The 25,372-nt window shown below is 72.0% G+C and carries 23 protein-coding genes, 1 pseudogene and 1 riboswitch; of the genes and pseudogenes, 16 read left to right on the top strand and 8 right to left on the bottom strand.

Translation table 11 applies throughout. The annotated features are described in order from the left end of the window. Positions 1–176: 176 nt before the first annotated feature. Together whiG and ACZ6X9_RS00420 are read left to right on the top strand one after the other, a co-directional pair. Positions 177–1,013 (top strand): RNA polymerase sigma factor WhiG, encoded by an 837-nt coding sequence (whiG, locus tag ACZ6X9_RS00425; RefSeq protein ID WP_469775721.1) that lies wholly within the window; start codon positions 177–179, stop codon positions 1,011–1,013. A gap of 76 nt (positions 1,014–1,089) precedes the next feature. Next, positions 1,090–1,644 (top strand): TetR/AcrR family transcriptional regulator, encoded by a 555-nt coding sequence (locus tag ACZ6X9_RS00420; protein WP_469776601.1) that lies wholly within the window; start codon positions 1,090–1,092, stop codon positions 1,642–1,644. A 172-nt stretch (positions 1,645–1,816) separates the two neighbouring features. Here the strand turns inward: ACZ6X9_RS00420 and ACZ6X9_RS00415 are convergent. Next, positions 1,817–2,365: pseudogene (locus ACZ6X9_RS00415) on the bottom strand (M23 family metallopeptidase); the annotation flags it as partial. A gap of 315 nt (positions 2,366–2,680) precedes the next feature. Between ACZ6X9_RS00415 and rpsB the strand changes: the two are divergent. The 10 genes from rpsB to ACZ6X9_RS00365 all read left to right on the top strand — a co-directional run bounded on the left by rpsB (position 2,681) and on the right by ACZ6X9_RS00365 (position 13,658). Next, positions 2,681–3,574, top strand: coding sequence for a 30S ribosomal protein S2 (gene rpsB / locus ACZ6X9_RS00410; RefSeq protein WP_469775720.1), 894 nt, complete (start codon positions 2,681–2,683; stop codon positions 3,572–3,574). Positions 3,575–3,752: 178 nt separating this feature from the next. Beyond that, positions 3,753–4,589: a translation elongation factor Ts gene (gene tsf, locus ACZ6X9_RS00405; protein WP_469775719.1), complete on the top strand. Its 837-nt coding sequence runs from the start codon at positions 3,753–3,755 to the stop codon at positions 4,587–4,589. A 160-nt stretch (positions 4,590–4,749) separates the two neighbouring features. After that, a complete protein-coding gene (pyrH, locus tag ACZ6X9_RS00400; RefSeq protein ID WP_004944811.1) occupies positions 4,750–5,529 on the top strand; it encodes a UMP kinase in 780 nt (259 codons plus the stop codon). Positions 5,530–5,699: 170 nt separating this feature from the next. Then, positions 5,700–6,257 (top strand): ribosome recycling factor, encoded by a 558-nt coding sequence (gene frr, locus ACZ6X9_RS00395; RefSeq protein ID WP_433023639.1) that lies wholly within the window; start codon positions 5,700–5,702, stop codon positions 6,255–6,257. Beyond that, positions 6,257–7,363, top strand: a complete 1,107-nt coding sequence (locus ACZ6X9_RS00390) for a phosphatidate cytidylyltransferase (RefSeq protein WP_469775718.1) — start codon at positions 6,257–6,259, stop codon at positions 7,361–7,363. The genes frr and ACZ6X9_RS00390 overlap by 1 nt, the downstream gene beginning before the upstream one ends. A gap of 144 nt (positions 7,364–7,507) precedes the next feature. Then, complete coding sequence (gene rlmN, locus ACZ6X9_RS00385) at positions 7,508–8,614, top strand: dual-specificity RNA methyltransferase RlmN (protein WP_223769780.1); 1,107 nt, start codon at positions 7,508–7,510, stop codon at positions 8,612–8,614. Between the two features lie 68 nt (positions 8,615–8,682). After that, positions 8,683–8,787, top strand: a riboswitch (TPP riboswitch). Continuing rightward, positions 8,783–9,880 carry a thiamine ABC transporter substrate-binding protein gene (locus ACZ6X9_RS00380; RefSeq protein ID WP_469775717.1) on the top strand — a complete coding sequence of 366 codons (1,098 nt, stop codon included), beginning with the start codon at positions 8,783–8,785 and terminating at the stop codon, positions 9,878–9,880. It overlaps the preceding riboswitch by 5 nt. Beyond that, positions 9,856–11,541 (top strand): ABC transporter permease, encoded by a 1,686-nt coding sequence (locus ACZ6X9_RS00375; protein WP_469775716.1) that lies wholly within the window; start codon positions 9,856–9,858, stop codon positions 11,539–11,541. Before ACZ6X9_RS00380 ends, ACZ6X9_RS00375 begins: the two co-directional genes overlap by 25 nt. Beyond that, complete coding sequence (locus ACZ6X9_RS00370) at positions 11,541–12,599, top strand: ABC transporter ATP-binding protein (protein WP_469775715.1); 1,059 nt, start codon at positions 11,541–11,543, stop codon at positions 12,597–12,599. The genes ACZ6X9_RS00375 and ACZ6X9_RS00370 overlap by 1 nt, the downstream gene beginning before the upstream one ends. Before the next feature lie 132 nt (positions 12,600–12,731). Then, complete coding sequence (locus ACZ6X9_RS00365) at positions 12,732–13,658, top strand: hypothetical protein (RefSeq protein ID WP_469775714.1); 927 nt, start codon at positions 12,732–12,734, stop codon at positions 13,656–13,658. Between the two features lie 201 nt (positions 13,659–13,859). On the opposite strand, the gene ACZ6X9_RS00360 is transcribed toward ACZ6X9_RS00365, so the two are convergent. The 4 genes from ACZ6X9_RS00360 to ACZ6X9_RS00345 form a co-directional block, all read right to left on the bottom strand. Further along, positions 13,860–15,083, bottom strand: a complete 1,224-nt coding sequence (locus ACZ6X9_RS00360; protein ID WP_469775713.1) for a hypothetical protein — start codon at positions 15,081–15,083, stop codon at positions 13,860–13,862. Then, positions 15,065–15,802, bottom strand: a complete 738-nt coding sequence (locus ACZ6X9_RS00355) for an ABC transporter ATP-binding protein (RefSeq protein WP_469775712.1) — start codon at positions 15,800–15,802, stop codon at positions 15,065–15,067. The genes ACZ6X9_RS00360 and ACZ6X9_RS00355 overlap by 19 nt, the downstream gene beginning before the upstream one ends. A 299-nt stretch (positions 15,803–16,101) precedes the next feature. Further along, complete coding sequence (locus ACZ6X9_RS00350; protein WP_469775711.1) at positions 16,102–17,484, bottom strand: aspartate aminotransferase family protein; 1,383 nt, start codon at positions 17,482–17,484, stop codon at positions 16,102–16,104. Then, positions 17,469–17,975, bottom strand: a complete 507-nt coding sequence (locus ACZ6X9_RS00345; RefSeq protein ID WP_469776600.1) for an Lrp/AsnC family transcriptional regulator — start codon at positions 17,973–17,975, stop codon at positions 17,469–17,471. Before ACZ6X9_RS00345 ends, ACZ6X9_RS00350 begins: the two co-directional genes overlap by 16 nt. 165 nt (positions 17,976–18,140) lie before the next feature. On the opposite strand from ACZ6X9_RS00345, the gene ACZ6X9_RS00340 reads away from it, so the two are divergent. The 3 genes from ACZ6X9_RS00340 (at position 18,141) to ACZ6X9_RS00330 (ending at position 21,600) form a co-directional block, all read left to right on the top strand. Further along, the gene (locus ACZ6X9_RS00340; RefSeq protein WP_469775710.1) at positions 18,141–19,592 is read left to right on the top strand and encodes a gamma-aminobutyraldehyde dehydrogenase; all 1,452 of its coding nucleotides are present in this window, start codon (positions 18,141–18,143) and stop codon (positions 19,590–19,592) included. A 102-nt stretch (positions 19,593–19,694) separates the two neighbouring features. Further along, a complete protein-coding gene (locus ACZ6X9_RS00335; protein ID WP_469775709.1) occupies positions 19,695–20,297 on the top strand; it encodes a Uma2 family endonuclease in 603 nt (200 codons plus the stop codon). 115 nt (positions 20,298–20,412) lie between these two features. Beyond that, positions 20,413–21,600, top strand: a complete 1,188-nt coding sequence (locus tag ACZ6X9_RS00330; protein WP_469775708.1) for a polyamine ABC transporter substrate-binding protein — start codon at positions 20,413–20,415, stop codon at positions 21,598–21,600. A 50-nt stretch (positions 21,601–21,650) separates the two neighbouring features. On the opposite strand, the gene ACZ6X9_RS00325 is transcribed toward ACZ6X9_RS00330, so the two are convergent. Further along, on the bottom strand, positions 21,651–22,334 hold the full coding sequence (locus ACZ6X9_RS00325) for a glycerophosphodiester phosphodiesterase (protein ID WP_469775707.1): 684 nt from the start codon (positions 22,332–22,334) through the stop codon (positions 21,651–21,653). Positions 22,335–22,746: 412 nt separating this feature from the next. After that, on the bottom strand, positions 22,747–23,769 hold the full coding sequence (locus tag ACZ6X9_RS00320; RefSeq protein WP_469775706.1) for an adenosine deaminase: 1,023 nt from the start codon (positions 23,767–23,769) through the stop codon (positions 22,747–22,749). 299 nt (positions 23,770–24,068) lie between these two features. On the opposite strand from ACZ6X9_RS00320, the gene ACZ6X9_RS00315 reads away from it, so the two are divergent. Then, positions 24,069–24,755 carry a DUF4190 domain-containing protein gene (locus tag ACZ6X9_RS00315; protein ID WP_469775705.1) on the top strand — a complete coding sequence of 229 codons (687 nt, stop codon included), beginning with the start codon at positions 24,069–24,071 and terminating at the stop codon, positions 24,753–24,755. Here ACZ6X9_RS00315 and ACZ6X9_RS00310 read toward each other — a convergent pair. Next, positions 24,701–25,330 (bottom strand): NADAR family protein, encoded by a 630-nt coding sequence (locus ACZ6X9_RS00310; protein ID WP_469775704.1) that lies wholly within the window; start codon positions 25,328–25,330, stop codon positions 24,701–24,703. The genes ACZ6X9_RS00315 and ACZ6X9_RS00310 overlap by 55 nt on opposite strands. Positions 25,331–25,372: the final 42 nt, after the last annotated feature.

The raw sequence follows: 25,372 nt of genomic DNA, 5'->3' as shown, positions 1-25,372 counted from the left end.
GCCGCCGGCCACGAGCACGGCCGGGGGATCACGGCCGTGCGGACCGCCGTGCGGGCCCGAGGGGCCCGGTCGCTCCCCGCAGTGCGCCGGTCACGCTACGCTCACGGGATTCCGGCCATGCGGATGGATCCTGTCGCACCTGATCCACGTCACAGCAGAACGGCTCAAGACGACGAATGCCCCAGCAACCCTCCGGATCGGACCGCGCGGCGGCACCCCCCGCGGCGCGCGGCGCCACCCGCCCGCCCGCACCCGCGACCCTCGACGAGCTGTGGCGCTCGTACAAGGCCTCGGGTGACGAAAGGCTGCGGGAGCAGCTCATCCTGCACTATTCGCCGCTGGTCAAGTATGTGGCGGGACGGGTCAGCGTCGGGCTGCCGCCCAACGTCGAGCAAGCGGACTTCGTCTCCTCCGGAATCTTCGGACTGATCGACGCGATCGAGAAGTTCGACCCCGCCCGCTCCATCAAGTTCGAGACCTACGCGATCACCCGCATCCGGGGCGCGATGATCGACGAACTGCGGGCGCTGGACTGGATCCCCCGGTCCGTCCGGCAGAAGGCACGGGCCGTGGAGCGGGCCTACGCCACCCTGGAGGCCAGCCTGCACCGTACGCCCTCCGAGGCGGAGGTGGCCGCCGAGATGGACATCCCCCTCGACGAACTGCACACCGTCTTCAGCCAGTTGTCCCTGGCGAACGTCGTCGCCCTGGAAGAGCTGCTGCACGTCGGAGGCGAGGGTGGCGACCGGCTCAGCCTGATGGACACCCTGGAGGACACGGCGGCCGACGACCCCGTCGAGGTGGCCGAGGACCACGAGCTGCGCCGACTGCTGGCCCGGGCCGTCAACACCCTCCCGGAGCGGGAGAAGACGGTGGTCACCCTCTACTACTACGAGGGGCTCACGCTCGCCGAGATCGGCCAGGTCCTCGGCGTCACCGAGAGCCGGGTCAGCCAGATCCACACCAAGTCGGTGCTCCAGTTGCGGGCCAAGCTCGCTGACGTGGGGCGCTGAGGAACGCCGCTCCGACCTCGTCTCTTTCCTCCGGGGTCCGTAAAGTGGAACCGTGCCCAGGATTCGAGCGGCCTCAGTGGCCGAGCACCGGACGATGCAGCGCGACGCCCTGCTGGACGCCGCCCGCTCCCTGCTGTCCGAAGGCGGTACGGAAGCGCTCACCTTCCCCGCCCTCGCCGAGCGCACCGGGCTCGCTCGGTCCTCGGTCTACGAGTACTTCCGCTCCCGGGCGGCCGTGGTCGAGGAGCTCTGCGCCGTCGACTTCCCCGTCTGGGCGGCCGAGGTCGAGTCCGCCATGGCGGCGGCCGACACGCCCGAGGCGAAGATCGAGGCGTATGTGCGGAGGCAGCTCGCCCTCGTCGGGGACCGCCGGCACCGCGCCGTCGTTGCCATCTCCGCGGGTGAGCTCGACGCCGCCGCCCGGGAGAAGATCCGGGCCGCGCATGGCGGGTTGATCTCGATGGTGGGGGAGGCGCTGGTGGCGCTGGGGCATGCGGAGCCCCGTCTTGTCGCGATGATGCTTCAGGGTGTCGTGGACGCGGCTGTCCGGCGGATCGAGCTCGGTGTGGAGGAGCCGGAGCGGGTCACCGCCGTCGCGGTGGGGATGGCGTTGCGGGGGGTCCGGGGCTGACGCCCCGGGGGTGGCTGCCCCGGTCCCTCCCCCAGAGGGGGCACCCCCATTCACCGTTTCTTCCAGGGCTGCGCCCCGGACCCCCTTTTCGTGGCTCCGCGCGGTTTCGGGGGTGCGGGGGCGCAGCCCCTGCAAGAAACGGCGAATGGGGGTGCCCCCTCTGGGGGAGGGACAGGGGCAACAATCGCGACGGCCCCCGCCGCACCAGCCACCCCGGCAGCAGCTCCAGCGGATCCAGGTACTCCCGCCCCCGCAGCAGCCCCCAGTGCAGACAGCCCGCAGCGCAGTGCCAGGGCCCGGGCCCCAGCTCGCCCAGCACCGTGCCCGCCGCCACCCGCTCCCCCCGCCGCACCCCGACCGCGGCCACCGGCTCGTATGTGGTCCGCAACGGAGGGCCACCGATCCCCGCGAGTTCCACGGCGACCACACCCCGCCCGGCGACCGTCCCGGCGAAGGAGATGACGCCGGCGGCGGCCGCCCGGACCGGGGTGCCGGGGACGGCGGCCAGGTCGACGCCCCGGTGGCCGCGGCCCCAGGGCGCGGCGGGCGGGTCCCAGCCACGGGAGATCGGCGGGCGGGTGCCCACCGGCCAGACCCGGGCGACCGGTGCGACCGGTGGGGCCGGGGGGCCGTCACCGGCCACCGCCGGCAGCGCACAGACGAGCACGACCGCGGCCACCACCGCGGCCAGAAGAAAGCGCGAGAACCTCAGCGAGTGCATGCGCCCACCGTGACGGAACTCCCTGATTCCAGGGGATCTTGAGCCGGACCTGTGGATTACCCGCTGGTTGTGGACAACGCCGTCACCCACCCCTTCCCCGGTCCCGTACACTTCTCTTGGCGATCCGGGTCACCGGGTCGACTTCGCACGCCCCGCCACTGTCGCGTCAGACCCTTCCCGGGCAGCGCGGTGGCCGCGTCCCTCGGTCCGTGAACGGCTCCCCAGCGGGGAGCGGCGCACGGCGGGCGCTCCGGGGCGTCAGGAGCGGCGGCCGCCCGGCCGCCGTGGAAACCGAGTATCACAAGGAGCACGGCCATGGCCGTCGTCACGATGCGGGAGCTGCTGGAGAGCGGCGTCCACTTCGGTCACCAGACCCGTCGCTGGAACCCGAAGATGAAGCGTTTCATCTTCACCGAGCGCAACGGCATCTACATCATCGACCTGCTCCAGTCGCTGTCGTACATCGACCGCGCCTACGAGTTCGTCAAGGAGACCGTCGCGCACGGCGGCTCCATCATGTTCGTCGGTACGAAGAAGCAGGCCCAGGAGGCGATCGCCGAGCAGGCGACCCGCGTCGGCATGCCCTACGTCAACCAGCGCTGGCTGGGCGGCATGCTCACCAACTTCTCGACCGTCTACAAGCGCCTGCAGCGCCTGAAGGAGCTCGAGCTCATCGACTTCGAGGATGTGGCCGCCTCCGGCCTCACCAAGAAGGAGCTCCTGGTCCTCTCCCGCGAGAAGGCCAAGCTGGAGAAGACCCTCGGCGGTATCCGCGAGATGCAGAAGGTGCCCAGCGCCGTCTGGATCGTGGACACCAAGAAGGAGCACATCGCCGTCGGTGAGGCGCGCAAGCTCCGCATCCCGGTCGTCGCCATCCTCGACACCAACTGTGACCCCGACGAGGTCGACTACAAGATCCCGGGCAACGACGACGCGATCCGCTCCGTCACCCTGCTCACCCGCGTGATCGCCGACGCCGTCGCCGAGGGCCTCATCGCCCGCTCCGGTGCCGCGACCGGCGACCAGAAGCCGGGCGAGAAGGCCGGCGAGCCGCTGGCCGAGTGGGAGCGCGACCTGCTCGAGGGTGGGGACGCCAAGAAGGCTGCCGAGGAGGCCCCGGCCGCCGCCGAGGCTCCCGCTGCCGAGGCGCCCGCCGCCGAGGCCGAGGCCGAGGCTGAGCAGCCGGCCGCGGACGCCGAGCAGGCCTGACCCTGCCGTACCGGACGGCGGGCGCCACGCACAGCGTGACCCCGCCGTCCCTGGTGGATCCACGGCCGGATTCCGTCCGGTGGACGGGGGCCGGCCGTCGTGGTGACCTCAAGACGGACCTGCCCCGCCGGGTGCCGAGCGGCACGGCGGGGCACAGTGCACAAGAAGGATTTCAACGATGGCGAACTTCACCGCCGCTGACGTCAAGAAGCTCCGTGAGCTCACCGGCGCCGGCATGATGGACTGCAAGAAGGCGCTCGACGAGGCCGAGGGCAACCTCGAGAAGGCCGTCGAGATCGTCCGTGTCAAGGGCCTGAAGGGCGTCGCCAAGCGCGAGTCCCGCACGACCGAGAACGGCGCCGTCGTCTCCTCCATCGCCGACGACAACACCTCCGGTGTCATCGTCGAGCTGAAGTGCGAGACCGACTTCGTCGCCAAGGGCGAGAAGTTCATCGCCGTGGCCGACGCGCTCGCCGCTCACGTCGCCAAGACCGCCCCCGCCGACATCGAGGCCCTGCTCGCCTCCGAGATCGAGGCCGGCAAGACCGTCCAGGCGTTCATCGACGAGGCCAACGCCACCCTGGGCGAGAAGATCGTCGTGGACCGCTTCGCGGCGTTCGCCGGCGGTTACGTCTCCGCGTACATGCACCGCACCGCCGCGGACCTGCCCCCGCAGGTCGGCGTCCTGGTCGAGCTGGACAAGGAGAACGCCGAGGTCGCGAAGGACGTCGCGCAGCACATCGCCGCGTTCGCGCCGAAGTTCCTCTCCCGTGACGCCATCCCGGCCGAGGTCGTGGAGAACGAGCGTCGCGTCGCCGAGGCCACCGCGCGCGAGGAGGGCAAGCCCGAGGCCGCCCTCCCGAAGATCGTCGAGGGTCGCGTCACCGGCTTCTTCAAGGAGCAGGTCCTGCTGGACCAGCCCTTCGCCAAGGACAACAAGAAGACCGTCCAGAAGATCCTGGACGAGGCCGGTGTCACGCTGAAGCGCTTCGCCCGCATCCGCGTCGGCGCCTGAGCCTCGGCAGGGCAGCGATTGACCCGCGACCCGCTAGGGTCGTACGCAGCCGACCGGTCACCGGCCGGCCGCTGATGTGACGAGGAGGCCATTGCCGCACAGGGAACCGAAAGGACCCACCGGCAATGGCCTTCTTCGTATGTGCACGAGGAGAACTCCAATGAATCAGGGTGCGGACGCCCACAGGGCCGCCGACGGCAAGAGCGACGACCACGGGAAACCCCGCCGGTTCCTGCTGAAACTGTCCGGCGAGGCCTTCGCCGGCGGCGGAGGGCTCGGTGTCGACCCCGATATCGTGCACGCCATCGCCCGGGAGATCGCGGCCGTGGTCCGCGAGGGCTACGAGATCGCCGTCGTCATCGGCGGCGGCAACTTCTTCCGCGGAGCCGAGCTCCAGCAGCGCGGCATGGACCGGGCGCGCTCCGACTACATGGGCATGCTCGGCACGGTCATGAACAGCCTCGCCCTCCAGGACTTCCTGGTGAAGGAGGGGGTCGAGACCCGCGTCCAGACCGGCATCACCATGGGCCAGGTCGCCGAGCCGTTCATTCCGCTGCGCGCCGTGCGCCATCTGGAGAAGGGCCGCGTCGTGATCTTCGGCGCGGGCATGGGCATGCCCTACTTCTCCACCGACACCACCGCCGCCCAGCGCGCCCTGGAAATCCACGCCGAGGCGATCCTCATGGGCAAGAACGGTGTCGACGGGATCTACGACTCGGACCCGAAGAAGAACCCCGCCGCGGTGAAGTTCGACGCCCTGGAGTACGGCGAGGTGCTGGCGCGCGGCCTGAAGGTCGCGGACGCCACCGCCATCAGCCTGTGCATGGACAACAAGCTGCCGATCCTGGTGTTCGAGCTGCTCGCCGAGGGCAACATCGCCCGCGCCGTCAAGGGTGAGAAGATCGGCACGCTCGTGAGCGACCAGGGCACGCGGGACTGAGACGCCCGTACGGCCGTCCGCCGCGCCCCCCGGGCAGCGGCGGACGGCAACCCGGGGCCGCGGGAAGACCACGGCCCGGGGATGGACAACCGCCTGCCGGTCGGACACCGTGCAGGAGAAGACGCGCGCAGGGGCGAGGCTCTGCTTACTGATAACACCAGGAGCAAGTGGTGATCGAAGAGATCCTCCTCGAAGCCGAGGAGAAGATGGAGAAGGCCGTCGTGGTCGCCAAGGAGGACTTCGCGGCGATCCGCACCGGGCGTGCCCACCCGGCGATGTTCAACAAGATCGTGGCGGACTACTACGGTGCGCTGACGCCCATCAACCAACTGGCGTCGTTCTCGGTCCCCGAGCCGCGCATGGCCGTGGTGACCCCGTTCGACAAGAGCGCCCTGCGCAACATCGAGCAGGCCATTCGCGACTCCGACCTGGGCGTCAACCCCAGCAACGACGGCAACATCATCCGAGTGAACTTCCCCGAGCTCACCGAGGAGCGCCGCCGGGAGTTCATCAAGGTCGCCAAGGGCAAGGGCGAGGACGCCAAGGTCTCGATCCGCTCCATCCGCCGCAAGGCCAAGGACGCCCTGGACAAGCTCGTCAAGGACAAGGAGTCCGGCGAGGACGAGGTGCGCCGCGCCGAGAAGGAGCTCGACGACACCACCGCGAAGTACGTGGCGCAGGTGGACGAGCTGCTCAAGCACAAGGAAGCCGAGCTGCTCGAGGTCTGATGAACGACGCATCCTGGGGAACCCCGTCGCGCGCCGGGCAGTGGGGATCCGCCGACCGGCACACCCCGTTCCCGGCGGGTCCAGTGCGCGAAGCGGCCGGGGCGGCGCAGACTCGGGCCATGCCGATCGTGCCCGACGCAGGCGGAGACCAGGAGGACCGTGACCAGGGGGCCACTCACCTCGGTGGCCCCCTGTTCCGCGATGAACGCGATGAACGCGACGAACGTCACCGAGGGGAGCCCGACATCCGGCCGCAGGAACCCGCCCCCCAGGCGCCCAAGGCGGGGAAGAAGAGCGCGGGCCGCGATCTGCGCGCCGCGATAGGGGTGGGCCTGGGGCTCGGCGCGGTCATCGTCGCCTCGCTCTTCGTCTACAAGCCCGTCTTCCTCGGCGTGATCGTTGTCGCCGTGGTGGTCGGGCTGTGGGAGCTGACCTCCCGGCTCGCCGAGCGGAAGGGCATCAAGGCGCCTCTGGTGCCGCTCGCCATCGGCGGGGCCGCGATGATCGTCGCGGGGTACGCCGACGGCGCCGAGGGTGCGTGGGTGGCCATGGCCCTCACCGCGCTCGCGGTGCTGGTGTGGCGGATGACCGAGCCGCCGGACGACTACCTCAAGGATGTCACGGCGGGCATCTTCACCGCGTTCTACGTGCCGTTCCTGGCCACCTTCGTGGCCTTGATGCTGGCAGCCGACGACGGTGCCTGGCGGGTGCTGACCTTCCTGATCCTCACGGTGGTCAGCGACACCGGTGCCTACGCGGTGGGCTGGCGCTTCGGCAAGCGCAAGCTCGCCCCGCGCATCAGCCCCGGCAAGACCCGCGAGGGTCTGATCGGTGCCGTGCTGTTCGCCATGGCGGCGGGCGCGCTGTGCATGCGCTTCCTGATCGACGACGGGGTGTGGTGGCAGGGCCTGCTGCTCGGCCTGGCCGTCGCGGTGAGCGCGACCCTGGGCGACCTCGGCGAGTCGATGATCAAGCGGGACCTGGGCATCAAGGACATGGGCCGGCTGCTCCCGGGTCACGGCGGCATCATGGACCGGCTGGATTCGCTGCTGCCGACGGCGCCGGTGGTGTGGTTGCTGCTGGTGGTTTTCGTCGGCGCCGGGTGACGCGGGCGCCGGTGGTGCGATCACTGCCGGTCGCTTTCGTCGGCGCCGACTGAACCTCGGCTGACCTGCGTATTCCCCTCGGGTGGGGCCCGCTGTCCACAGGACGGCGGGCCCCACCCGCGCGTCTGCGACACTAGAAGAACCATGCCTAAGCCCGGAGAACTCACTTTCGTCGCCCCCCGCGGAGCCAAGAAGCCCCCGCGGCACCTCGCCGACCTCTCGCCCGCGGAGCGCAAGGAGGCCGTCGCCGCCATCGGTGAGAAGCCGTTCCGGGCGAAGCAACTGTCCCAGCACTACTTCGCGCGGTACGCGCACGACCCCGCGCAGTGGACGGACATCCCGGCCGCCGCCCGCGAGAAGCTCGCGGGCGAACTGCTGCCGGAGCTGATGAGCGTCGTGCGGCACATCTCGTGCGACGACGACACCACCCGCAAGACGCTGTGGCGGCTGCACGACGGCAAGCTCGTCGAGTCCGTCCTGATGCGCTACCCGGACCGGGTCACCATGTGCATCAGCTCACAGGCCGGCTGCGGGATGAACTGTCCGTTCTGCGCCACCGGCCAGGCCGGTCTGGACCGCAACCTGTCGACCGCCGAGATCGTGCACCAGATCGTGGACGGCATGCGGGCGCTGCGCGACGGTGAGGTCCCGGGAGGCCCGGCGCGGCTGTCGAACATCGTCTTCATGGGCATGGGCGAGCCGCTGGCCAACTACAAGCGCGTCGTCGGCGCCATCCGCCGGCTGACCGACCCCGAGCCGGACGGCCTGGGGCTGTCGCAGCGCGGCATCACCGTCTCCACCGTCGGCCTGGTGCCGGCGATGCACCGGTTCGCCGACGAGGGCTTCAAGTGCCGCCTCGCCGTCTCGCTGCACGCGCCCGACGACGAGCTGCGCGACACGCTCGTCCCGGTCAACACCCGTTGGAAGGTCCGCGAGGTCCTGGACGCGGCCTGGGAGTACGCGGAGAAGTCCGGCCGCCGGATTTCCATCGAGTACGCCCTGATCCGGGACATCAACGACCAGGCGTGGCGCGGCGACCTGCTGGGCCGGCTGCTCAAGGGCAAGCGGGTGCACGTGAACCTGATCCCCCTGAACCCCACGCCGGGCTCGAAGTGGACGGCGTCCCGCCCGGAGGACGAGCGGGCGTTCGTCGCGGCGATCGCCGCCCACGGCGTCCCGGTCACCGTCCGGGACACGCGTGGTCAGGAGATCGACGGCGCCTGCGGTCAGTTGGCGGCGACCGAGCGCTGAGCCTCGCCGAGGGCGGGGAAGCGGGCGGGTGCACTGATACGGTGCACTCGCACCGCTCGCACAAATGAACAATCCGACAGGGGAGCGCACACAGCGCTGAGAGTGCGGCCACGCCGCAGACCCTCGGACCTGATCCGGTTAGTACCGGCGTAGGGAGTCAGCTCGACCATGAACACCACCCTCCGGCGTGCCCTGGGCGCCGTCGCCGTCTCCGCCCTGGCCGTTCCGGTCCTCGCGGCCTGCGGCGGCTCCGACGAGGCCAAGGAGACGGACGGCGGCAAGACGGTCACCCTCGTCTCGCACGAGTCGTTCGTCGTCTCCCCGGATGTGCTGAAGGAGTTCACGGCACAGACCGGGTACAAGGTCAAGACGCTCAAGAGCGGCGACGCCGGGCGGGCCGTGAACCAGGCGATCCTGTCCAAGAGCCACCCGCAGGGGGACGTGTTCTTCGGCGTGGACAACACGCTGCTCTCCCGCGCCCTCGACAACGGGATCTTCGAGCCGTACGAGGCCAAGGGCCTGGACCGGGTGGCGAAGGAGTACCGGGCCGACGACGCGGAGCACCGGGTGACGCCCGTCGACTCCGGTGACATCTGCGTCAACTACGACCGCGCCTACTTCACCGGCCACAAGCTGACGCCGCCGAAGACCCTCGACGACCTGGTGAAGCCCGAGTACAAGGGCCTGCTGGTCACCGAGAACGCGGCCACCTCCTCCCCGGGCCTCGCCTTCCAGCTCGCGACGGTGGCCAAGTTCGGTGACGAAGGCTGGCAGGACTACTGGAAGAAGCTCAAGGACAACGGCGTCGAGGTCGTCGACGGCTGGGAGCAGGCGTACAACGACCGTTTCTCCGGCTCCGCCGCCGGCCGCAAGGCCAAGGGCGACCGGCCGCTCGTCGTCTCCTACGCCTCCAGCCCGCCGGCCGAGGTGCAGGGCATGAAGGCGCAGCCGAAGTCGGCGGACGAGGCGCCGACCGGCGTCGCGACCGGCACCTGCTTCCGGCAGACCGAGTACGCCGGGCTGCTCAAGGGCGCGCAGAACGCCAAGGGCGGCAAGGCGCTGCTGGACTTCCTGCTGAGCAAGCGGTTCCAGGAGGACGTGCCGCTCAGCATGTACGTCAAGCCGGTGGTGACGGACGCGAAGCTGCCCGAGCTGTTCACGAAATTCGGCGCGACGGTCGACGCCCCGCAGACGCTCGCCCCCGAGAAGATCGCGAAGAACCGTGATCAGTGGGTCAAGGCATGGTCCTCGATCGTCCTGAAGTAACCGCACCGAAGGATCGCGGAGCGCGAGGGACGGGTGTCCGCCTCGGCCTGATGGCCGTCCCGCTCGCCTTCTTCGGTCTCTTCTTCGCCTATCCGGTGGCGGCGATCGTCACGCGGGGGCTGAAGGCGGACGGGCGGTGGCGGTTCGGCCGGATCGGCGAGGTGCTCAGCGACCCGGCGACCGGGCACGTCCTGTGGTTCACCACCTGGCAGGCGGCGGCCTCCACGGCGCTCACGCTGGTGCTCGCGCTCCCCGGCGCATACGTCCTGGCGCGCTTCGACTTCCCCGGCAAGGGGCTGCTGCGGGCGGTGGTCACCGTCCCGTTCGTGCTGCCCACCGTCGTGGCCGGGTCGGCCTTCCTGGCGCTGCTCGGGCGGCGGGGGCTGCTCGACGAGCTGTGGGGCGTCCGGCTCGACAACTCCGTGTGGGCGATCCTGCTCGCCCACGTCTTCTTCAACTACGCCGTGGTCGTCCGGACCGTCGGCGGGCTCTGGGCGCAGCTCGACCCCCGGCAGGAGGAGGCCGCGCGGGTGCTCGGCGCCGGCCGGTTCGCCGCCTGGCGGCGGATCACCCTGCCCGCCCTCGCCCCGGCGGTGGCCGCCGCGGCGCTGATGGTCTTCCTCTTCACCTTCACCTCCTTCGGCGCCGTCCAGATCCTGGGCGGCCCGCGGTACGCCACGCTGGAGGTCGAGATCTACCGGCAGACCGCCGAGCTGCTCGACCTGCCGACGGCCGCCGTCCTCACCCTCGTCCAGTTCGCCGCCGTCGCCGCCCTGCTCCTGGTGCACGCCTGGACCGTGCGCCGGCGCGAGTCCGTCCTGCGCCTGGTGGACGCGCGCCGCACCGCGCGCCGGCCGCGCGGCGCCGCCCAGTGGGGGCTGCTGGCCGCCGTGCTGGCCAGTGTGACCGCGCTGCTCGTGCTGCCGCTCGCGGTGCTCGTGCTGCGCTCCTTCGACGGGCCCGACGGCTACGGCCTCGACTTCTACCGCGCCCTGGCCTCGGCCGGGGACGACGGTGTGCTCGGCGTCGCCCCGCTGGAGACGATCGGCAACTCGCTGGCGTACGGTCTCGCGGCCACGGCCATCGCGGTCGCCGTCGGGGGACTGGCCGCCGCCGCGCTCACCCGGCGCGAGGGCCGGCTGGTCCGCGGCTTCGACGCGCTGCTGATGCTGCCGCTGGGCACCTCCGCCGTGACCGTCGGCTTCGGCTTTCTGATCGCCTTGGATGAGCCGCCGCTGGACCTGCGGACTTCCTGGATCCTGGTGCCGCTGGCCCAGGCGCTGGTCGGAGTGCCGTTCGTGGTGCGCACGATGCTGCCGGTGCTGCGCGCCGTCGACCCGCGGCTGCGGGAGGCCGCGGCGGTGCTCGGCGCGTCCCCGTGGCGGGTCTGGCGGGAGGTGGACCTGCCGATGGTCGGCCGGGCGCTGGCGGTCGCGGCGGGCTTCGCCTTCGCCGTCTCCCTCGGCGAGTTCGGCGCCACCGTCTTCATCGCCCGTCCTGACAACCCCACGCTTCCCGTGGCCGTGGCCCGGCTGCTGGGCCGGCCCGGGGAGCTGAACTACGGGCAGGCGATGGCCCTGAGCACGATCCTGATGCTGGTGTGCGCCGTGGCGCTGCTGGTGCTGGAACGCGTCCGCACCGACCGTACGGGGGAGTTCTGATGCCGACCGCTGCGATGCCGTCCGCTGCGATGCCGACCGCTCCGATGCTGCGCCTGGAAGGCGTCACCGTCCGCTTCGGTGACCGGACCGTCCTGGACGCCGTCGACCTCGACGTGGCCGAGCACGAGATCGTCTGTGTCCTCGGCCCCAGCGGCAGCGGCAAGTCCACGCTGCTGCGGGTGGTCGCCGGGCTCCAGCGGGCCGACGCGGGGCGGGTGTTCCTGTCCGGCGAGGACGTCGGCGGAGTGCCGGTGCACCGGCGCGGGGTGGGGCTGATGTTCCAGGACCACCAGTTGTTCCCGCAGCGGGACGTGGCGGCGAACGTCGCCTTCGGCCTGCGCACCCGAGGCGCCGGCCGGGCCGAGGCCCGAGGGCGCGTCACGGAACTCCTGGACCTGGTCGGCCTGCCGGGCGCCGGGCGCCGGTCCGTCGCCGCGCTGTCCGGCGGCGAGCAGCAGCGCGTCGCCCTGGCCCGGGCGCTCGCGCCGAGTCCCCGGCTGCTGATGCTGGACGAGCCCCTCGGTCAGCTCGACCGGAGCCTGCGCGAGCGGCTGGTGACCGAGCTGCGGCAGCTCTTCGGCCGGCTCGGCACGACCGTGCTGGCGGTCACCCACGACCAGGGCGAGGCGTTCGCGCTCGCCGACCGGGTGGTGGTGATGCGGGACGGCCGGATCGCCCAGCAGGGCACGCCCCTGGAGGTGTGGCGGCGGCCCGCCTCGGAGTTCGTGGCCCGTTTCCTCGGCTTCGACAACGTCGTCCCCGCGACGGTCTCGGGCGACCGGGCCGACACCCCGTGGGGCAAGGTGCCCGTCCCGGCCGGTGCGCCGGAGGGCGCGTCTCCGCTCCTGGTGCGGCCCGGCGGCGTCCGGTTGGTGGAGGACGGCCTTCCCTGCGAGGTCACGGCCCGGACCTTCCGCGGCGACCATGTGCTGGTCTCCTTGCGCCCGGAGCACGGCCCGGCGCTCCAGGCAGCGTGCGCGCTGGCGCACGCGCCGGAGGTGGGCGCCCGGGTCCGTGTCGCTTTCGACCCGGAGCACGTGGTGGTGCTGGGAGACTGAGTTCTCCCGGGACGGCGGGGAAGCGCCCGGGCCCCCTTCTTTTCTTGACCAGTTCTTGACCCAAGGCAACTTCCTCGCCGCATTGGACGTCTGGTTCAGGAGCAGGCGGTTCATTGGCGAACGGAGCAATTGGTGATCATCGGCCTTGTGACGGCTGTCGCGGCCTCGGCGTGCTACGGCACGGGTTCGGTCCTGCAAGCCGTGGGATCGCGGAAATCCGCTCAGCGGGAGGCGGCCTCGTCCCCCGAGGCGGGCGTGACCCAGCACGGCGGACCCAGCCTGTCCTCCACCGCCAAGGCCGCCGTGACGTGGGAGTTCATGGTCGGTACGGTCCTGGACTTCCTCGGCTTCGGCCTCGGCGCGCTCGCGGCCCGGATGCTGCCCCTCTTCCTCTCCCAGACGGTCATCAGCGCCAACCTGATCGTCACGGCGCTGCTCAGCATCAAGCTGCTCGGCATCCGGCTCAAGCGTCCCGAGTGGGCGTCCATCGCCGTGGTCTGCGTCGCTCTGGTGCTGCTCGCGACGGCCGCCGGGCACGAGGGCAGCGGGGAGACCGCTCGGTCCACGCACTGGTGGCTGCTGATCATCTCCGTCGTGCTGATGGCCGGTGGCACGGTGGCCGTGCGGCTGATGGGCTCCCGGGCCGCGATCCTCGCCGGTCTGCTCTCCGGGCTGGGCTTCGGTGCCATCGGTGTCGGGGTCCGCATACTCGACGGCATCGATCCGTTCGACGTGCCCACTCTTCTCGCCGACCCCGCTCTCTACGCGATCCTGATCTCGGGTGGCGTCGGCATGTACCTGCACACGGTGGCCCTGCAGATCGGGTCGGTCAACGGGGCGACGGCCGCGCTGGTCGTCGGCGAGACGATCCTCCCCGGCATCATCGGCGTCCTGCTGCTCGGCGACGCTTCTCGGGCGGGGTTCGCCTGGGTGGCCGTCCTGGGATTCATCCTGGCCGTGGCGGGCGCGGTCGCTGTCGCCTGGTTCGGCGAGCCCGACAGCCATGGGGCGGCGCCAACCGTCGCGGAGGCGCCCGAGGCGTCCGCGCAGCGCGTGTAGGAGTGCCCCGGCCCCTCCCTTTCACCGTTTCTTGCGGGGGCTACGCCCCCGCACCCCCGAAGCGCCCTGCGGGCGCTGTCCTCAAGCGCCGGACGGGCTGTTTCAGCCCGTCCGGCACTTGAGGACACGGGGGTCTGGGGGCTGGCCCCCAGGAAACGGTGATATGGGGGTGCCCCCTCTAGGGGAGGGGCCGGGGCACCCTCACCGCGTCAGCGGCAACGCCGCCAACTCCGCGATCACCCACGTCAGCGGGGCGAGAACGGCGACCAGGGCGACGGTCCGAACAGCGGCGGCGCCCCGCAGCAGCGACCCCGGCAACCCCAGCCGCAGCAACGCCGCCGTCGTCTCGGAACGCACCTGCCGAGTATCCAGAGCGGCGGTGATCGCCGTGGCGGTGGCGCAGGCCATGACCACGGCGGCGCCCAGCCCGGTGAGCGGGCCGAACGGCCGGGGGCCGGCGGCCTCCCAGGCCACACCGTAGAGCTCGGCGGCGGCCAGGGCACCGGCGGCGACCGCGCACAGCACACCGAGCGGCCGGCCCAGGCGCGTCGCCGCGTCCTGGAGCATGCGTCCGGCCAGCATCCGGACGGGACCGGGCCGCCCGGCCGCCAGCGCCGCCCCGCACCAGTGGGTCAGCCCGGGCCCGGCCAGGACCAGGCCCAGCACGGTGAGCAGCCAGCCGCCGAGGAGGCCGGGGGAGGCGCCGCCGTCCTGGCCGGGGAGCGCGAGCAGCCGCCCCGGTTCGGGCGCGGGCGCGTGGCCCACGTACGCCACCAGGGCGAGGCCGGTGGCGATGACGGCGATGCCCCAGGGGAGCCCGGCGTACGAGGGCCGGACGGGCGCGCCGCGCGACGGTACGCCGGTGTCGTCCGGCTGCGGACGGGCGTGTGCCGGGCCCGGGCGCCGGCGCGCCGCCTCGCGCGGGCGCAGAACGAGGGCGCACACGCCGGAGCTCACGGCGGGCAGCAGGGCGAGCAGGGTCACGGTGGCGGCCCAGGGCAGGGCGTGGCCGCCGTCCAGCAGCCGGTGCGCCGTTCCGCTCAGCGGGGTGCCGCCGAGGTCGCCCCGCAGCTCCAGGTAGACGAGGAGGGCGGCGCCGCTGCCCAGGCAGCAGGTGACGGCCGTCGAGGTGGCCGCCAGCAGGGCGAGCCGCACCGGCCCGAGCCCGATCGCGTCCAGCCCGTCCCGGGGCCGGGTGGCCGGGTCCGTCCGGGCCACCGCCAGCGCGAAGTACACGACCGCCGCGCAGGGAACCGCGCACCACAGCAGCCGCACGACCCCTTCCTCCGGCCGCTTCGGGTGCGCGACCGCGTATCCGAGGGCGCAGAGCAGCAGGAAGGCGGCGCCCGCCGCGGCGGCGGCGACCAGCACGCGCCGGAGCAGGACGAGCGGGTGCGCGCCCCGGGTCAGGCGGAGACTGAGCACGCGGCCCTGCCCTCCCCGTCGGGAGCGTCCGGTGCGGGGATGCCGCCGCCCCGGCGGCCGTCGGCGAGGCCGACCGTCCGGTCGGCGAGCGCGGCTTCCTCGTCGTCCGGTGTCGCGAGGACGACCGTGATGTGGTGGGAGCGGGCCGCGGTGGTGAGGGTGCGCAGGACCTGGGCCCGGTCGGTGCTGTGCAGCGGCGCGGTGGGGTCGTCGGCGAAGACGACGGTGGGCTCGCAGGCCAGGGCGCGGGCGACGGAGATGCGCTGGCACTGGGCCCGGGAGAGCGCGCCGGGCCGTTTGCGGGCGCAGTCGCCCACGTCGAGGCGTTCCAGCCACTCGGCGGCGGCCTGTTTGGCGGCGCGGTGGCCGGTGCCCCGGGCCAGCAGGGGGAGCGCGGCGTTCTCCCAGCCGGTCAGCTCGGGCACGAGGTGCGGGACGCTGTCGATCCAGCCGAACCGCTCGCGCCGCAGCCGCTCGCGCGCCGGGCGGGGGAGGGTGTGCACCGGCGCGCTGTTGAACCACACCTCGCCGGAGTCGGGCACGAGCTGGCCGGAAAGACATTGGAGAAGGGTGGTCTTCCCCGCGCCGCGCGGCCCGGTGACCGCGAGGACCTCGCCCTCGCGGATACCGACGGACACGCCTGCGAGGGCGGGGGAACCGTTGTAGGAGTAGTGCAGGCCGCGTGCCCAGAGCACGTCGTTGTCCGGCGGGGCCACCATTTCGAGCACACCTCGGGTCGCTGGAGGGTCCGTTCCCCTGTCCGGGTGAACGAACCGGGGGCCATTGGGTCACTGGCACCGTACGGAACGGGGATCCTAGCCCCGGTCCAGGCTCGGCGCGGGAGTGGTCCAGGAGTGGCCCACTTTCCTCCCATCGGGCTCATGGCGCGAGGGAGCGAAGAGGGTGTGCGGGGGCGGAAACGGCCTCATGGGGCGGGAAGGGGCGAGGAGGGTCCGGCGAGGGGCCCGCGCGCACCGCCGACATGGCGCGCGCGAGCCCCCGCCGGGCCCCCGGACCGTCAGATCCGGGCCCAGGCCTCGCCGAGGACGCCGCGCAGGATCTGCTCGATCTCGTCGAAGGTGCCCTGGTCGGAGACGAGCGGCGGGGCCAGTTGGACGACCGGGTCGCCGCGGTCGTCGGCCCGGCAGTAGAGGCCTGCCTCGAACAGCTCCTTCGAGACGAAGCCGTAGAGCAGCCGCTCGCACTCCTCCGGTGTGAACGACTCCTTGGTGGTCTTGTCCTTCACCAGCTCGATGCCGTAGAAGAAGCCGTCGCCGCGCACGTCGCCGACGATCGGCAGGTCGCGCAGTTTCTCCAGCGTGGCGCGGAAGGCGGACTCCTGGTCCAGCACGTGCCGGTTGAGGCCCTCGCGCTCGAAGAGGTCGAGGTTGGCCAGGGCGACGGCGGCCGAGACCGGGTGGCCGCCGAAGGTGTAGCCGTGCAGGAAGGTGTTCTTTCCCTTGAAGAACGGCTCGGCTATCCGGTCGGAGACCACGGCCGCGCCGATGGGGGAGTAGCCGGAGGTCATGCCCTTGGCGCAGGTGATGATGTCCGGCACGTAGCCGAACTTGTCGCAGGCGAACATCGTCCCGAGCCGGCCGAAGGCGCAGATGACCTCGTCCGAGACGAGCAGCACCCCGTGCCGGTCGCAGATCTCCCGCACCCGCGCGAAGTAGCCGGGCGGCGGCGGGAAGCAGCCGCCGGCGTTCTGCACCGGCTCCAGGAAGACGGCGGCGACGGTCTCGGGGCCCTCGAAGAGGATCTGCTGCTCGATCTGGTCGGCGGCCCAGCGGCCGAACGCCTCCGGGTCGTCCCCGTGGATCGGCGCGCGGTAGAAGTTGGTGTTGGGCACCTTGTGGGCGCCGGGGACCAGGGGCTCGAAGGGCGCCTTGAGGGCCGGGAGGCCGGTGATGGACAGCGCCCCCTGCGGGGTGCCGTGGTAGGCCACTGCCCGCGAGATGACCTTGTACTTGCCGGGGTTGCCGGTGAGCTTGTGGTACTGCTTCGCCAGCTTCCACGCCGTCTCGACGGCCTCGCCGCCGCCGGTGGTGAAGAAGATCTTGTTCAGGTCGCCGGGCGCGTAGTGGGCCAGGCGCTCGGCCAGTTCGATCGCCTTGGGGTGGGCGTAGCTCCACACCGGGAAGAAGGCCAGCTCCTGTGCCTGCTTGGCGGCGGCCTCGGCCAGTTCGACGCGGCCGTGGCCCGCCTGCACCACGAACAGCCCGGCCAGGCCGTCCAGATAGCGCTTGCCCTTGTCGTCGTAGATGTACGTGCCCTCGCCGCGGACGATCGTCGGCACGGGGGCGTTCTCGTACGACGACATGCGGGTGAAGTGCATCCACAGGTGGTCGTACGCCGTCTGGGAGAGGTCCTTGCTGCTCACGGCTATCGGGTTCCCCATGTATAGGTCTGTTTGCGGAGCTTGAGGTAGACGAAGCTCTCGGTGGAGCGCACACCGGGCAGGGTGCGGACGCGTTTGTTGATCACGTCCAGCAGGTGGTCGTCGTCCTCGCAGACGATCTCGATGAGCAGGTCGAAGGAGCCGGCCGTCACCACGACGTACTCCACCTCGTCCATCGCCGTCAGGGCGTCGGCGACCGGGTCGAGGTCCCCTTCGACATTGATCCCGATCATGGCCTGCCGGCGGAAGCCCACGGTGAGCGGGTCGGTGACGGCGACGATCTGCATCACGCCCTGGTCCAGCAGCTTCTGCACGCGCTGCCTGACGGCCGCCTCGGACAGCCCCACGGCCTTGCCGATGGCGGCGTAGGGCCGGCGCCCGTCCTCCTGGAGCTGTTCGATGATCGCCCGGGAGACGGCGTCGAGGGGCGGTGCGCCGGGGGCGCCCTTGGGATCGGCTGCGTTACGAGTGGCCACCAGGCCACTGTGCAGGAGGAGTCCGCCGTATGACAAGCATCCGGCGATGAAATCCGTTGTCGAAGGCACGCTGAATAACTGATTCCGTTGCTCCTGGCTGGTGGGTATATCGAAAGCGTGGCCCTCCTGGCTAGGCTGGGTGTCTCACCCGTCGGACATCTCACAGGAGAGGTGCACACCGTGACCACCGAGCCGCGCCGGTTGCGCAACTACATCAACGGGGAGTTCCGGGACGCCGCGGACGGACGGACCACCGAGGTGGTCAATCCGGCCACCGGTGAGGCGTACGCCACCGCCCCGCTGTCCGGCGCCGCCGACGTCGACGCCGCGATGGCCGCCGCCGAGGAGGCCTTTCCCGTCTGGCGCGACCTGGTCCCGGCCGAGCGCCAGAAGGTCCTGCTCAAGATCGCCGACGCGATCGAGGCGCGGGCCGAGGAGCTGATCGCCGCCGAGTCGGAGAACACCGGCAAGCCCCTCGCCCTCACCCGCAGCGAAGAGGTCCCCCCGATGGTGGACCAGATCCGCTTCTTCGCCGGTGCCGCCCGGCTGCTGGAAGGCCGCTCGGCCGGCGAGTACATGGAGGGGATGACCTCCATCGTCCGCCGCGAGCCGGTGGGCGTCTGCGCCCAGGTCGCCCCCTGGAACTACCCGATGATGATGGCCGTCTGGAAGTTCGCCCCGGCGCTCGCCGCGGGCAACACCGTCGTGCTCAAGCCGTCCGACACCACCCCGGCCTCCACGGTCCTGCTCGCCGAGATCATCGGCGGGGTGCTGGAGGAGCTGGGCCACCCCAAGGGCGTCTTCAACGTCGTCTGCGGCGACCGCGACACCGGCCGCCTGATGGTGGAGCACCCGGTGCCCGCCATGGCGTCGGTCACCGGTTCCGTACGGGCCGGGCAGCAGGTCGCCGAGTCGGCGGCCAAGGACGTCAAGCGCGTCCACCTGGAGCTCGGCGGCAAGGCGCCCGTCATCGTCTTCGAGGACGCCGACCTCGCCAAGGCCGTCGAGGACATCGCCGTGGCCGGCTACTTCAACGCCGGCCAGGACTGCACGGCTGCCACCCGCGTCCTCGTCCACGAGTCCGTCCACGACGAGTTCGTCACCGCCCTCGCCAAGGCCGCGGCCGACACGAAGACCGGGCGGCCGGACGACGAGGACGTGCTCTACGGTCCGCTCAACAACGCCAACCAGCTCGCCCAGGTCACCGGCTTCATCGAGCGGCTGCCCGCGCACGCCAAGGTCGAGACCGGCGGACACCGCGTCGGCGAGAAGGGCTACTTCTTCGCCCCGACCGTCGTCTCCGGGCTCAAGCAGGACGACGAGATCATCCAGAAGGAGGTCTTCGGCCCGGTCATCACCGTTCAGTCCTTCACGGACGAGGACCAGGCCGTCGCCTACGCCAACGGCGTCGAGTACGCCCTCGCCTCGTCGGTGTGGACGAAGGACCACGCGCGGGCCATGCGGATGTCCAAGCGGTTGGACTTCGGCTGTGTGTGGATCAACACCCACATCCCGCTGGTCGCGGAGATGCCGCACGGCGGCTTCAAGAAGTCCGGGTACGGGAAGGACCTGTCGGCGTACGGGTTCGAGGACTACACGCGGATCAAGCACGTGATGACGTCGCTGGGCTGACGCCTCACGCGTTCGAACGCGGGTTCCGGGACAGGCCGTGTCCCGGGCCCGCGTTTGTCGTTCGACCGTGTGCGCAGGTGGCGCGCGGGAGGGGGCGGAACGGTGATCGATGCGGACCGGCTCGATACGGAGGGGACAGTCCCGGAAGAAGAGCCGGGTGACACGTTCCTGGACGGCATGTTCGGTGCTCTGGAGCGCCTGCCGGCCCCTGAGGGTCATCACATCGAGATCGTCGAGGGGACGGTGTACATCACGCCGAAGACCCCTGGCCACTGGCGCATCATTCGAACGGTTTTGCGGCAGCTTGTCGACCACTTCGGCGAGGAATCCCCCATCGATTCGGATGTGCGAATGGATTTCCCCGGGTACCGGAACGGGTTCTGCCCGGACCTGGTCAAAGTGGCGGACGGGGGCCGGCCCGACGCGAGGGGCCAGTACGCGCCGAAGGATGTGGAGCTCGTCGTCGAGGTCGTCTCGGAGGGCACCAGGAGCAACGACCACGGCCCCAAGAAGCGGACCTACGCCGCGGCCGGTGTGCCCGTCCTCCTGATCATCGACCCCTCTACCGGCCGGTGTCATGCCCACACCTCTCCCCGGGGCGGCACCTACCGTTCGGAACTGATCGTCGAGTTCGGCGAGCCCGTCGACCTGACCCGCACCCCGCTCGGCCTGACGATCGCCACCGACAAGTTCCCCCGCGACTGACCCCGCCCCCGGCGTTCCCGTATCATCGACGGCCCGGCGAAGCGTCTGCCGGCACCCCCGATCTCCGGACACCCCGCCCCTTGTCCGCGAAGATCGCCTCCCCCATCCTGCCGTCATGCGAGAGAAGCCCGTGAAGCACCTGTCCCGCCGCTCCCTGCTGCGCGCGACGGTCGCCGGCGCGGGTGGAGCCGCGCTCGCCGGCTGTGGAGTCCCGGCCGCCTACATCGCCCCCGGCGACCGCGCCGCGAAGGATCGTTCCGCCACCGACCGGCGCCTGACGTTCGCCAACTGGCCGCTGTACATCGACACCGACGAGGACCACCCCGGCCGGCGCCCCACCCTGGAGGCGTTCGAGAAGCGCAGCGGCATCTCGGTGAAGTACACCGAGGAGATCAACGACAACGACGAGTTCTTCGGGAAGATCAGCCCCGCCCTGATGAACCATCAGGACACCGGGCGCGATCTGATCGTCGTCAGCGACTGGATGTGCGCCCGATACGTCCGCCTCGGCTGGGTGCAGGAGATGGACCGCGCCGCGCAGCCGAACGTCGCCCGGCACCTCGACCCGCTGCTGCGCAGGCCGTCGTTCGATCCCGGCCGCAAGCACACCGTGCCCTGGCAGTCCGGGATCACCGGCATCGCCTACCACCGCAAGAAGCTGGGCCGCGAGATCCGCAGCACGGCCGAGCTGTGGAAGGACGACCTGCGCGGCCGGGTCACCCTGCTGTCCGGGATGGACGAGGCGTTCACCCTGCTGATGATGGGCGACGGCGTCGACGTCACCCGGTGGACCGCCGACGACTTCCACCGCATGACGGACCGGCTGCGCCGCCTGGTCGCCAAGCGGCACATCCGCCGGTTCACCGGCAACGACTACATCAAGGAACTGTCCTCCGGCGACGTGCTGGCCTGCCAGGCGTACTCCGGGGACATCATCCAGCTCCAGGCCGACAACCCGGACATCGCCTTCGTGGTGCCCGAGGAGGGCGCGGAACTGTGGGCGGAGAGCCTGATGATCCCGGACCTCGCCCGGCACAAGGCGAGCGCCGAGCGGCTGATCGACCATTACTACCGGCCGGAGGTCGCGGCGGAGCTGGCCGCGTCCGTCAACTACGTCTGCCCGGTCCCCGCCGCGCGGGACGTGCTCGCCGCCTCGAAGGAGAAGGAGCTCGCCGAGCTGGCGGGGAACCCGCTGATCTTCCCGACCGACGACATGCGGAAGCGGCTGGCGACGGCGCGCGACATCTCGGCGAAGGAGCGGCCGGGGTTCGCGAAGGAGTGGAACGAGATCGTGGGGCTGTGAGGCCGTGAGACCTCCGACGCGTCCCGGCCGCGCCGTGGGGGCGGCGTGTCTCAGGCTGCCAGCAGCGCCCGGAGGGTGCTCACCCGGTTCGTGGTGATCGAGTCGACGTCGGCGGCCAGCAGGCGCCGCATGGAGCGCCGGGTGTCCGCCGTCCACGCGGAGACCAGGTAGCCGTCGGCGTGGTGCCGGGCGACCAGCTCCGGACTCACCAGCCCGAAGCGGTAGTTGAGCCAGTGCGGGCGGACCGCGGCGAGCAGGGCCGGGGAGGGCGGGGTCAGGGTGGTCCGGGTGAGGGCGATCTCCGCCTCCGGATCGGCCCGCCGCACCTCGCGCATGGACTCGGTGGCGCCGCAGTAGTAGACGCGGGCGGCGGCACCCGCCGCGTGCACCTCGGCGACGGCGGCGGCCGCGGCGGACGGGTCCGGGAGGTCGACGAACAGCCGCCCCGGGCCGTCCTCCGTCAGCGCCTCCCGCAGCGTCGGCACTCCGCCGCGGGTCAGGGCGCGCAGTTCGTCGGCGGTCACCGAGGCGAGGGCGCGGTCGTGGCCCCACAGCCGGCGCAGGGTGGCGTCGTGCAGCAGGACGGGCACCCCGTCGCGGGTGAGCCGGACGTCGATCTCCACCGCCGCCGCCCCGGCCCGGCGGGCCGAGCGGATGGACGGCAGGGTGTTCTCGCGGTGGACGTACGGGTCGCCGCGGTGGGCGACGGCCTGGAAGGCGCGGGTGATCGGCATCCGCCCATTGTGGCCGGAAGGGGAGCCGCGGGGCGGGCGGGGCCGGTGGTACGGCCGGCTGTGTTGTCGACGCGGGGGCGGCGCGGGGGCGATGCGGGTTTGAGTCGGGGCGAGGCGGGGGCGATGCGGGGAGAGGCCGGGGCATGCGGGGCGTGCGGGTGGGCCGGCCGCCTTCGGGCACGCGGCCGGTCGGCTGTGCCCGAGTGCCCGAGTGCCCGAGTGCCCGAGTGCCCGAGTGCCCGCCGGGGCCGGTCGTACCGGCGGGGCCCCGAAACGCCCGGCCTCGTCCGAGTACGGGGACGGGCCGGCCGCGCCAGGGCGGGGGGAGATGCCGGCGGTTTCCGGGCGCGGGTGGCGCGCCGGCCGCGTGCGGGCGCGGGGAGGCCCCGGTGCTGCCCTGCCCGCACGCCGCTCAGCCCGCGTGGGCCGCCGTGTACGCGTCGATCTCCGCGGTGAGCCGGGCCTTGCCCGCCGCGTCCATGAACGACGCCTCGACCGCGTTCTTGGCGAGGTCCGCGACGCCCCGGGCGTCGAGCTCCAGCAGCCGGGCGGCCACCGCGTACTCGTTGTTGAGGTCGGTGCCGAACATCGGCGGGTCGTCGCTGTTGACGGTGACCAGGACGCCCGCGGCGGCCATCTCCCTGATCGGGTGCCGCTCGATGTCGGTCACGGCCCGGGTGGCCAGGTTGGAGGTGGGGCAGACCTCCAGCGGGATGCGGTGCTCGGCGAGGTGCGCCAGCAGCCGGGGATCCCGGGGAGCGCTGGTGCCGTGGCCGATGCGCTCCGCGCGCAGCGCGGTCAGCGCGTCCCAGACCGTCTCGGGGCCGGTGGTCTCCCCGGCGTGCGGCACGCTGTGCAGTCCGGCGGCGATGGCGCGGTCGAAGTAGGGCTTGAACTGCGGGCGCGGGACGCCGATCTCGGGGCCGCCGAGACCGAACGAGACCAGACCGTCCGGCCGCAGGTCGCACGCGATGCGGGTGGTCTCCTCGGCCGCCTCGAGACCGGCCTCGCCGGGGATGTCGAAGCACCAGCGGAGCACCACGCCCAGCTCGGTCTCGGCCGCCTTGCGGGCGTCCTCGATCGCCTCGACGAAGGCCACGTCCGGGATGCCGCGCCGCACCGAGCTGAACGGAGTGACCGTCAGCTCCGCGTACCGGATGTTCTGCCGGGCCATGTCCCGGGCGATCTCGTACGTCAGCAGCCGGACGTCCTCGGCGTCGCGGACGAGGTCGACCACCGACAGGTAGACCTCGATGAAGTGCGCGAAGTCGCGGAAGGTGAAGAAGTCGGCCAGGGCCTCGGGGTCGGTGGGCACCGGGGAGTCCGGGTGCCGGGCGGCCAGTTGGGCGACGATGCGCGGGGAGGCCGAGCCGACGTGGTGTACGTGCAGTTCGGCCTTGGGCAGGCCGGCGATGAAGGGGTCGAGCGCTGACATGCTGGCCTCCGGGGAAGAGTCGGTCGGCGGGTCGGATCGCGGGTCGGATCATCGTATGCGGGCGGTCTCCGGCGCCGTTCGCGGAGGCCGTAGCATGACGGGGGAGCAGGGGAGGGCCAGTGTCCGACACGGGCAGCGCGCAGCAGGAGCCGCGGGACCGCGATCCGTGGGCCGCGCCGACGCGGGGAGTACCGGTCGACGGGGGCGGAGTCCCGCTCGGCAAGGGCTCCGAAGCCGCTCGTCCACCACTCCCGCCACCCGCACCGCCGGCGCCCGCTCCGACAGTGCCCGTGGCTCCGGTGCCCATGGCTCCGGCGCCTCCGGTACGGGACGGCGTCGTGCCGCCCGTCCCCCCGGCCCCCACCGGGCCCGGCACCCCGAGCGCGTGGCAGCCTCCCGCCCCCTACGGACCGCGGGGCGGCTCCCCGTACGGGCCGTCGCCGTACCCGGCGTACGAGGCCGTGCCCCCGGGGCCGGGCTCCCACGCCGGCCCGGGACTGCCGTACGGCGCGGGCCCGCCGCCCGGCACCGGACTGCCGTACGGTCCGGGCCCGGCGTACGGCTCGCTGCCGCCGGCGCCCGCCGTCCCGGACAACGGGTTCGGCACGGCCGCGCTCGTGCTGGGCATCGTCTCGCTCGTGCTCTCCGTCTCCGTGATCCTGGGGCTGGTCCTCGGGGTCCTCGCCGTCGTCTTCGGGGCCGTCGGGCGGGCGAAGGCCGTCCGGGGGGTGGCGTCCAACCGCGGTCAGGCCATGGCCGGGCTGATCCTCGGCGCGCTCGGACTGGCCGCCTCCGTGGCCGTCCTCGTCCTGGTGCTCAACCTGCCGGACGACGAGGAGCACGGGGACGACCGCTACGGCGACGATCCCGACGTCACCGAGATCAGCGACGTGACCCACCGGGCTTCCGACGCGTCCGGCGCTCCCGGCGGTTACGCGTCGGGCGCCGCCGGCCGGGAGCCGTTCGTGGTGTCCGCCAGCCGCTGACGGGCTTCCATCAGGGCGAAGCCCAGCAGGTTCAGCCCGTTCCAGCGGGCCGGGTCCCCGGCGCGCTCGTCGTCCGCGGCGAGGCCTATGCCCCACACCCGGTCCAGCGGGCTGGCCTCCACCAGCACCCTGCTCCCGGTGCCGAGCAGGTAGTCCCGCAGCTCCGGGTGGTGGCCGAACTTGTGCACGCTGCCTTCGACGACGAGCTCGAAGCGGTGCCTCCGCCACTTCTCCTCGTCGAAGCCGCGCACCGTCCGGCCGGCGTCCTTGGCCTGCTTGGGGTGGGCCGCGGCCAGCACCCGGGCCTCGGCCTCGGCGTCGCCGAACAGCCGGGCCTTGCCCGCCATCATCCAGTGCTCCGCCGTCGCGTAGGCCGTGCCGTCCACCGTGAAGGGGGACGGCCACCACTGGCTGAAACACCCCGGCCCCACCGCGCCGTCCCGCCGCGGGCGGTGCCCCCAGAAGAAGACGTACTTGGGACGCTCACCGCGTGTGACGGCCGCCGTCAGCTCCTCGACCGTCCGTGCGCTCTCCACACCCGTGTCCACCACGTCATTCCCCGTTCCCCTCGTCATGCCGCACATTCTGGCACCGGCCACTGACAACGGAGAGTGAAT

The organism is Streptomyces sp. NPDC052910, from assembly GCF_055585605.1.
The sequence above is the reverse complement of the archived record's forward strand: the minus strand, read 5'-3'. Positions and strand labels throughout refer to the sequence as shown.

What these genes read in the sequence shown, in the direction of transcription:
- ACZ6X9_RS00325 (WP_469775707.1), bottom strand. Translation starts at nt 22,334, where the DNA reads ATGCCGATCACCCGCGCCTTCCAGGCCGTCGCCCACCGCGGCGACCCG.
- ACZ6X9_RS00380 (WP_469775717.1), top strand. Translation starts at nt 8,783, where the DNA reads ATGAACACCACCCTCCGGCGTGCCCTGGGCGCCGTCGCCGTCTCCGCC.
- pyrH (WP_004944811.1), top strand. Translation starts at nt 4,750, where the DNA reads ATGAATCAGGGTGCGGACGCCCACAGGGCCGCCGACGGCAAGAGCGAC.
- ACZ6X9_RS00375 (WP_469775716.1), top strand. Translation starts at nt 9,856, where the DNA reads ATGGTCCTCGATCGTCCTGAAGTAACCGCACCGAAGGATCGCGGAGCG.
- rlmN (WP_223769780.1), top strand. Translation starts at nt 7,508, where the DNA reads ATGCCTAAGCCCGGAGAACTCACTTTCGTCGCCCCCCGCGGAGCCAAG.
- ACZ6X9_RS00370 (WP_469775715.1), top strand. Translation starts at nt 11,541, where the DNA reads ATGCCGACCGCTGCGATGCCGTCCGCTGCGATGCCGACCGCTCCGATG.
- whiG (WP_469775721.1), top strand. Translation starts at nt 177, where the DNA reads ATGCCCCAGCAACCCTCCGGATCGGACCGCGCGGCGGCACCCCCCGCG.
- ACZ6X9_RS00355 (WP_469775712.1), bottom strand. Translation starts at nt 15,802, where the DNA reads ATGGTGGCCCCGCCGGACAACGACGTGCTCTGGGCACGCGGCCTGCAC.
- ACZ6X9_RS00330 (WP_469775708.1), top strand. Translation starts at nt 20,413, where the DNA reads ATGCGAGAGAAGCCCGTGAAGCACCTGTCCCGCCGCTCCCTGCTGCGC.
- tsf (WP_469775719.1), top strand. Translation starts at nt 3,753, where the DNA reads ATGGCGAACTTCACCGCCGCTGACGTCAAGAAGCTCCGTGAGCTCACC.
- ACZ6X9_RS00350 (WP_469775711.1), bottom strand. Translation starts at nt 17,484, where the DNA reads ATGGGGAACCCGATAGCCGTGAGCAGCAAGGACCTCTCCCAGACGGCG.
- ACZ6X9_RS00390 (WP_469775718.1), top strand. Translation starts at nt 6,257, where the DNA reads ATGAACGACGCATCCTGGGGAACCCCGTCGCGCGCCGGGCAGTGGGGA.
- ACZ6X9_RS00320 (WP_469775706.1), bottom strand. Translation starts at nt 23,769, where the DNA reads ATGTCAGCGCTCGACCCCTTCATCGCCGGCCTGCCCAAGGCCGAACTG.
- rpsB (WP_469775720.1), top strand. Translation starts at nt 2,681, where the DNA reads ATGGCCGTCGTCACGATGCGGGAGCTGCTGGAGAGCGGCGTCCACTTC.
- ACZ6X9_RS00310 (WP_469775704.1), bottom strand. Translation starts at nt 25,330, where the DNA reads ATGACGAGGGGAACGGGGAATGACGTGGTGGACACGGGTGTGGAGAGC.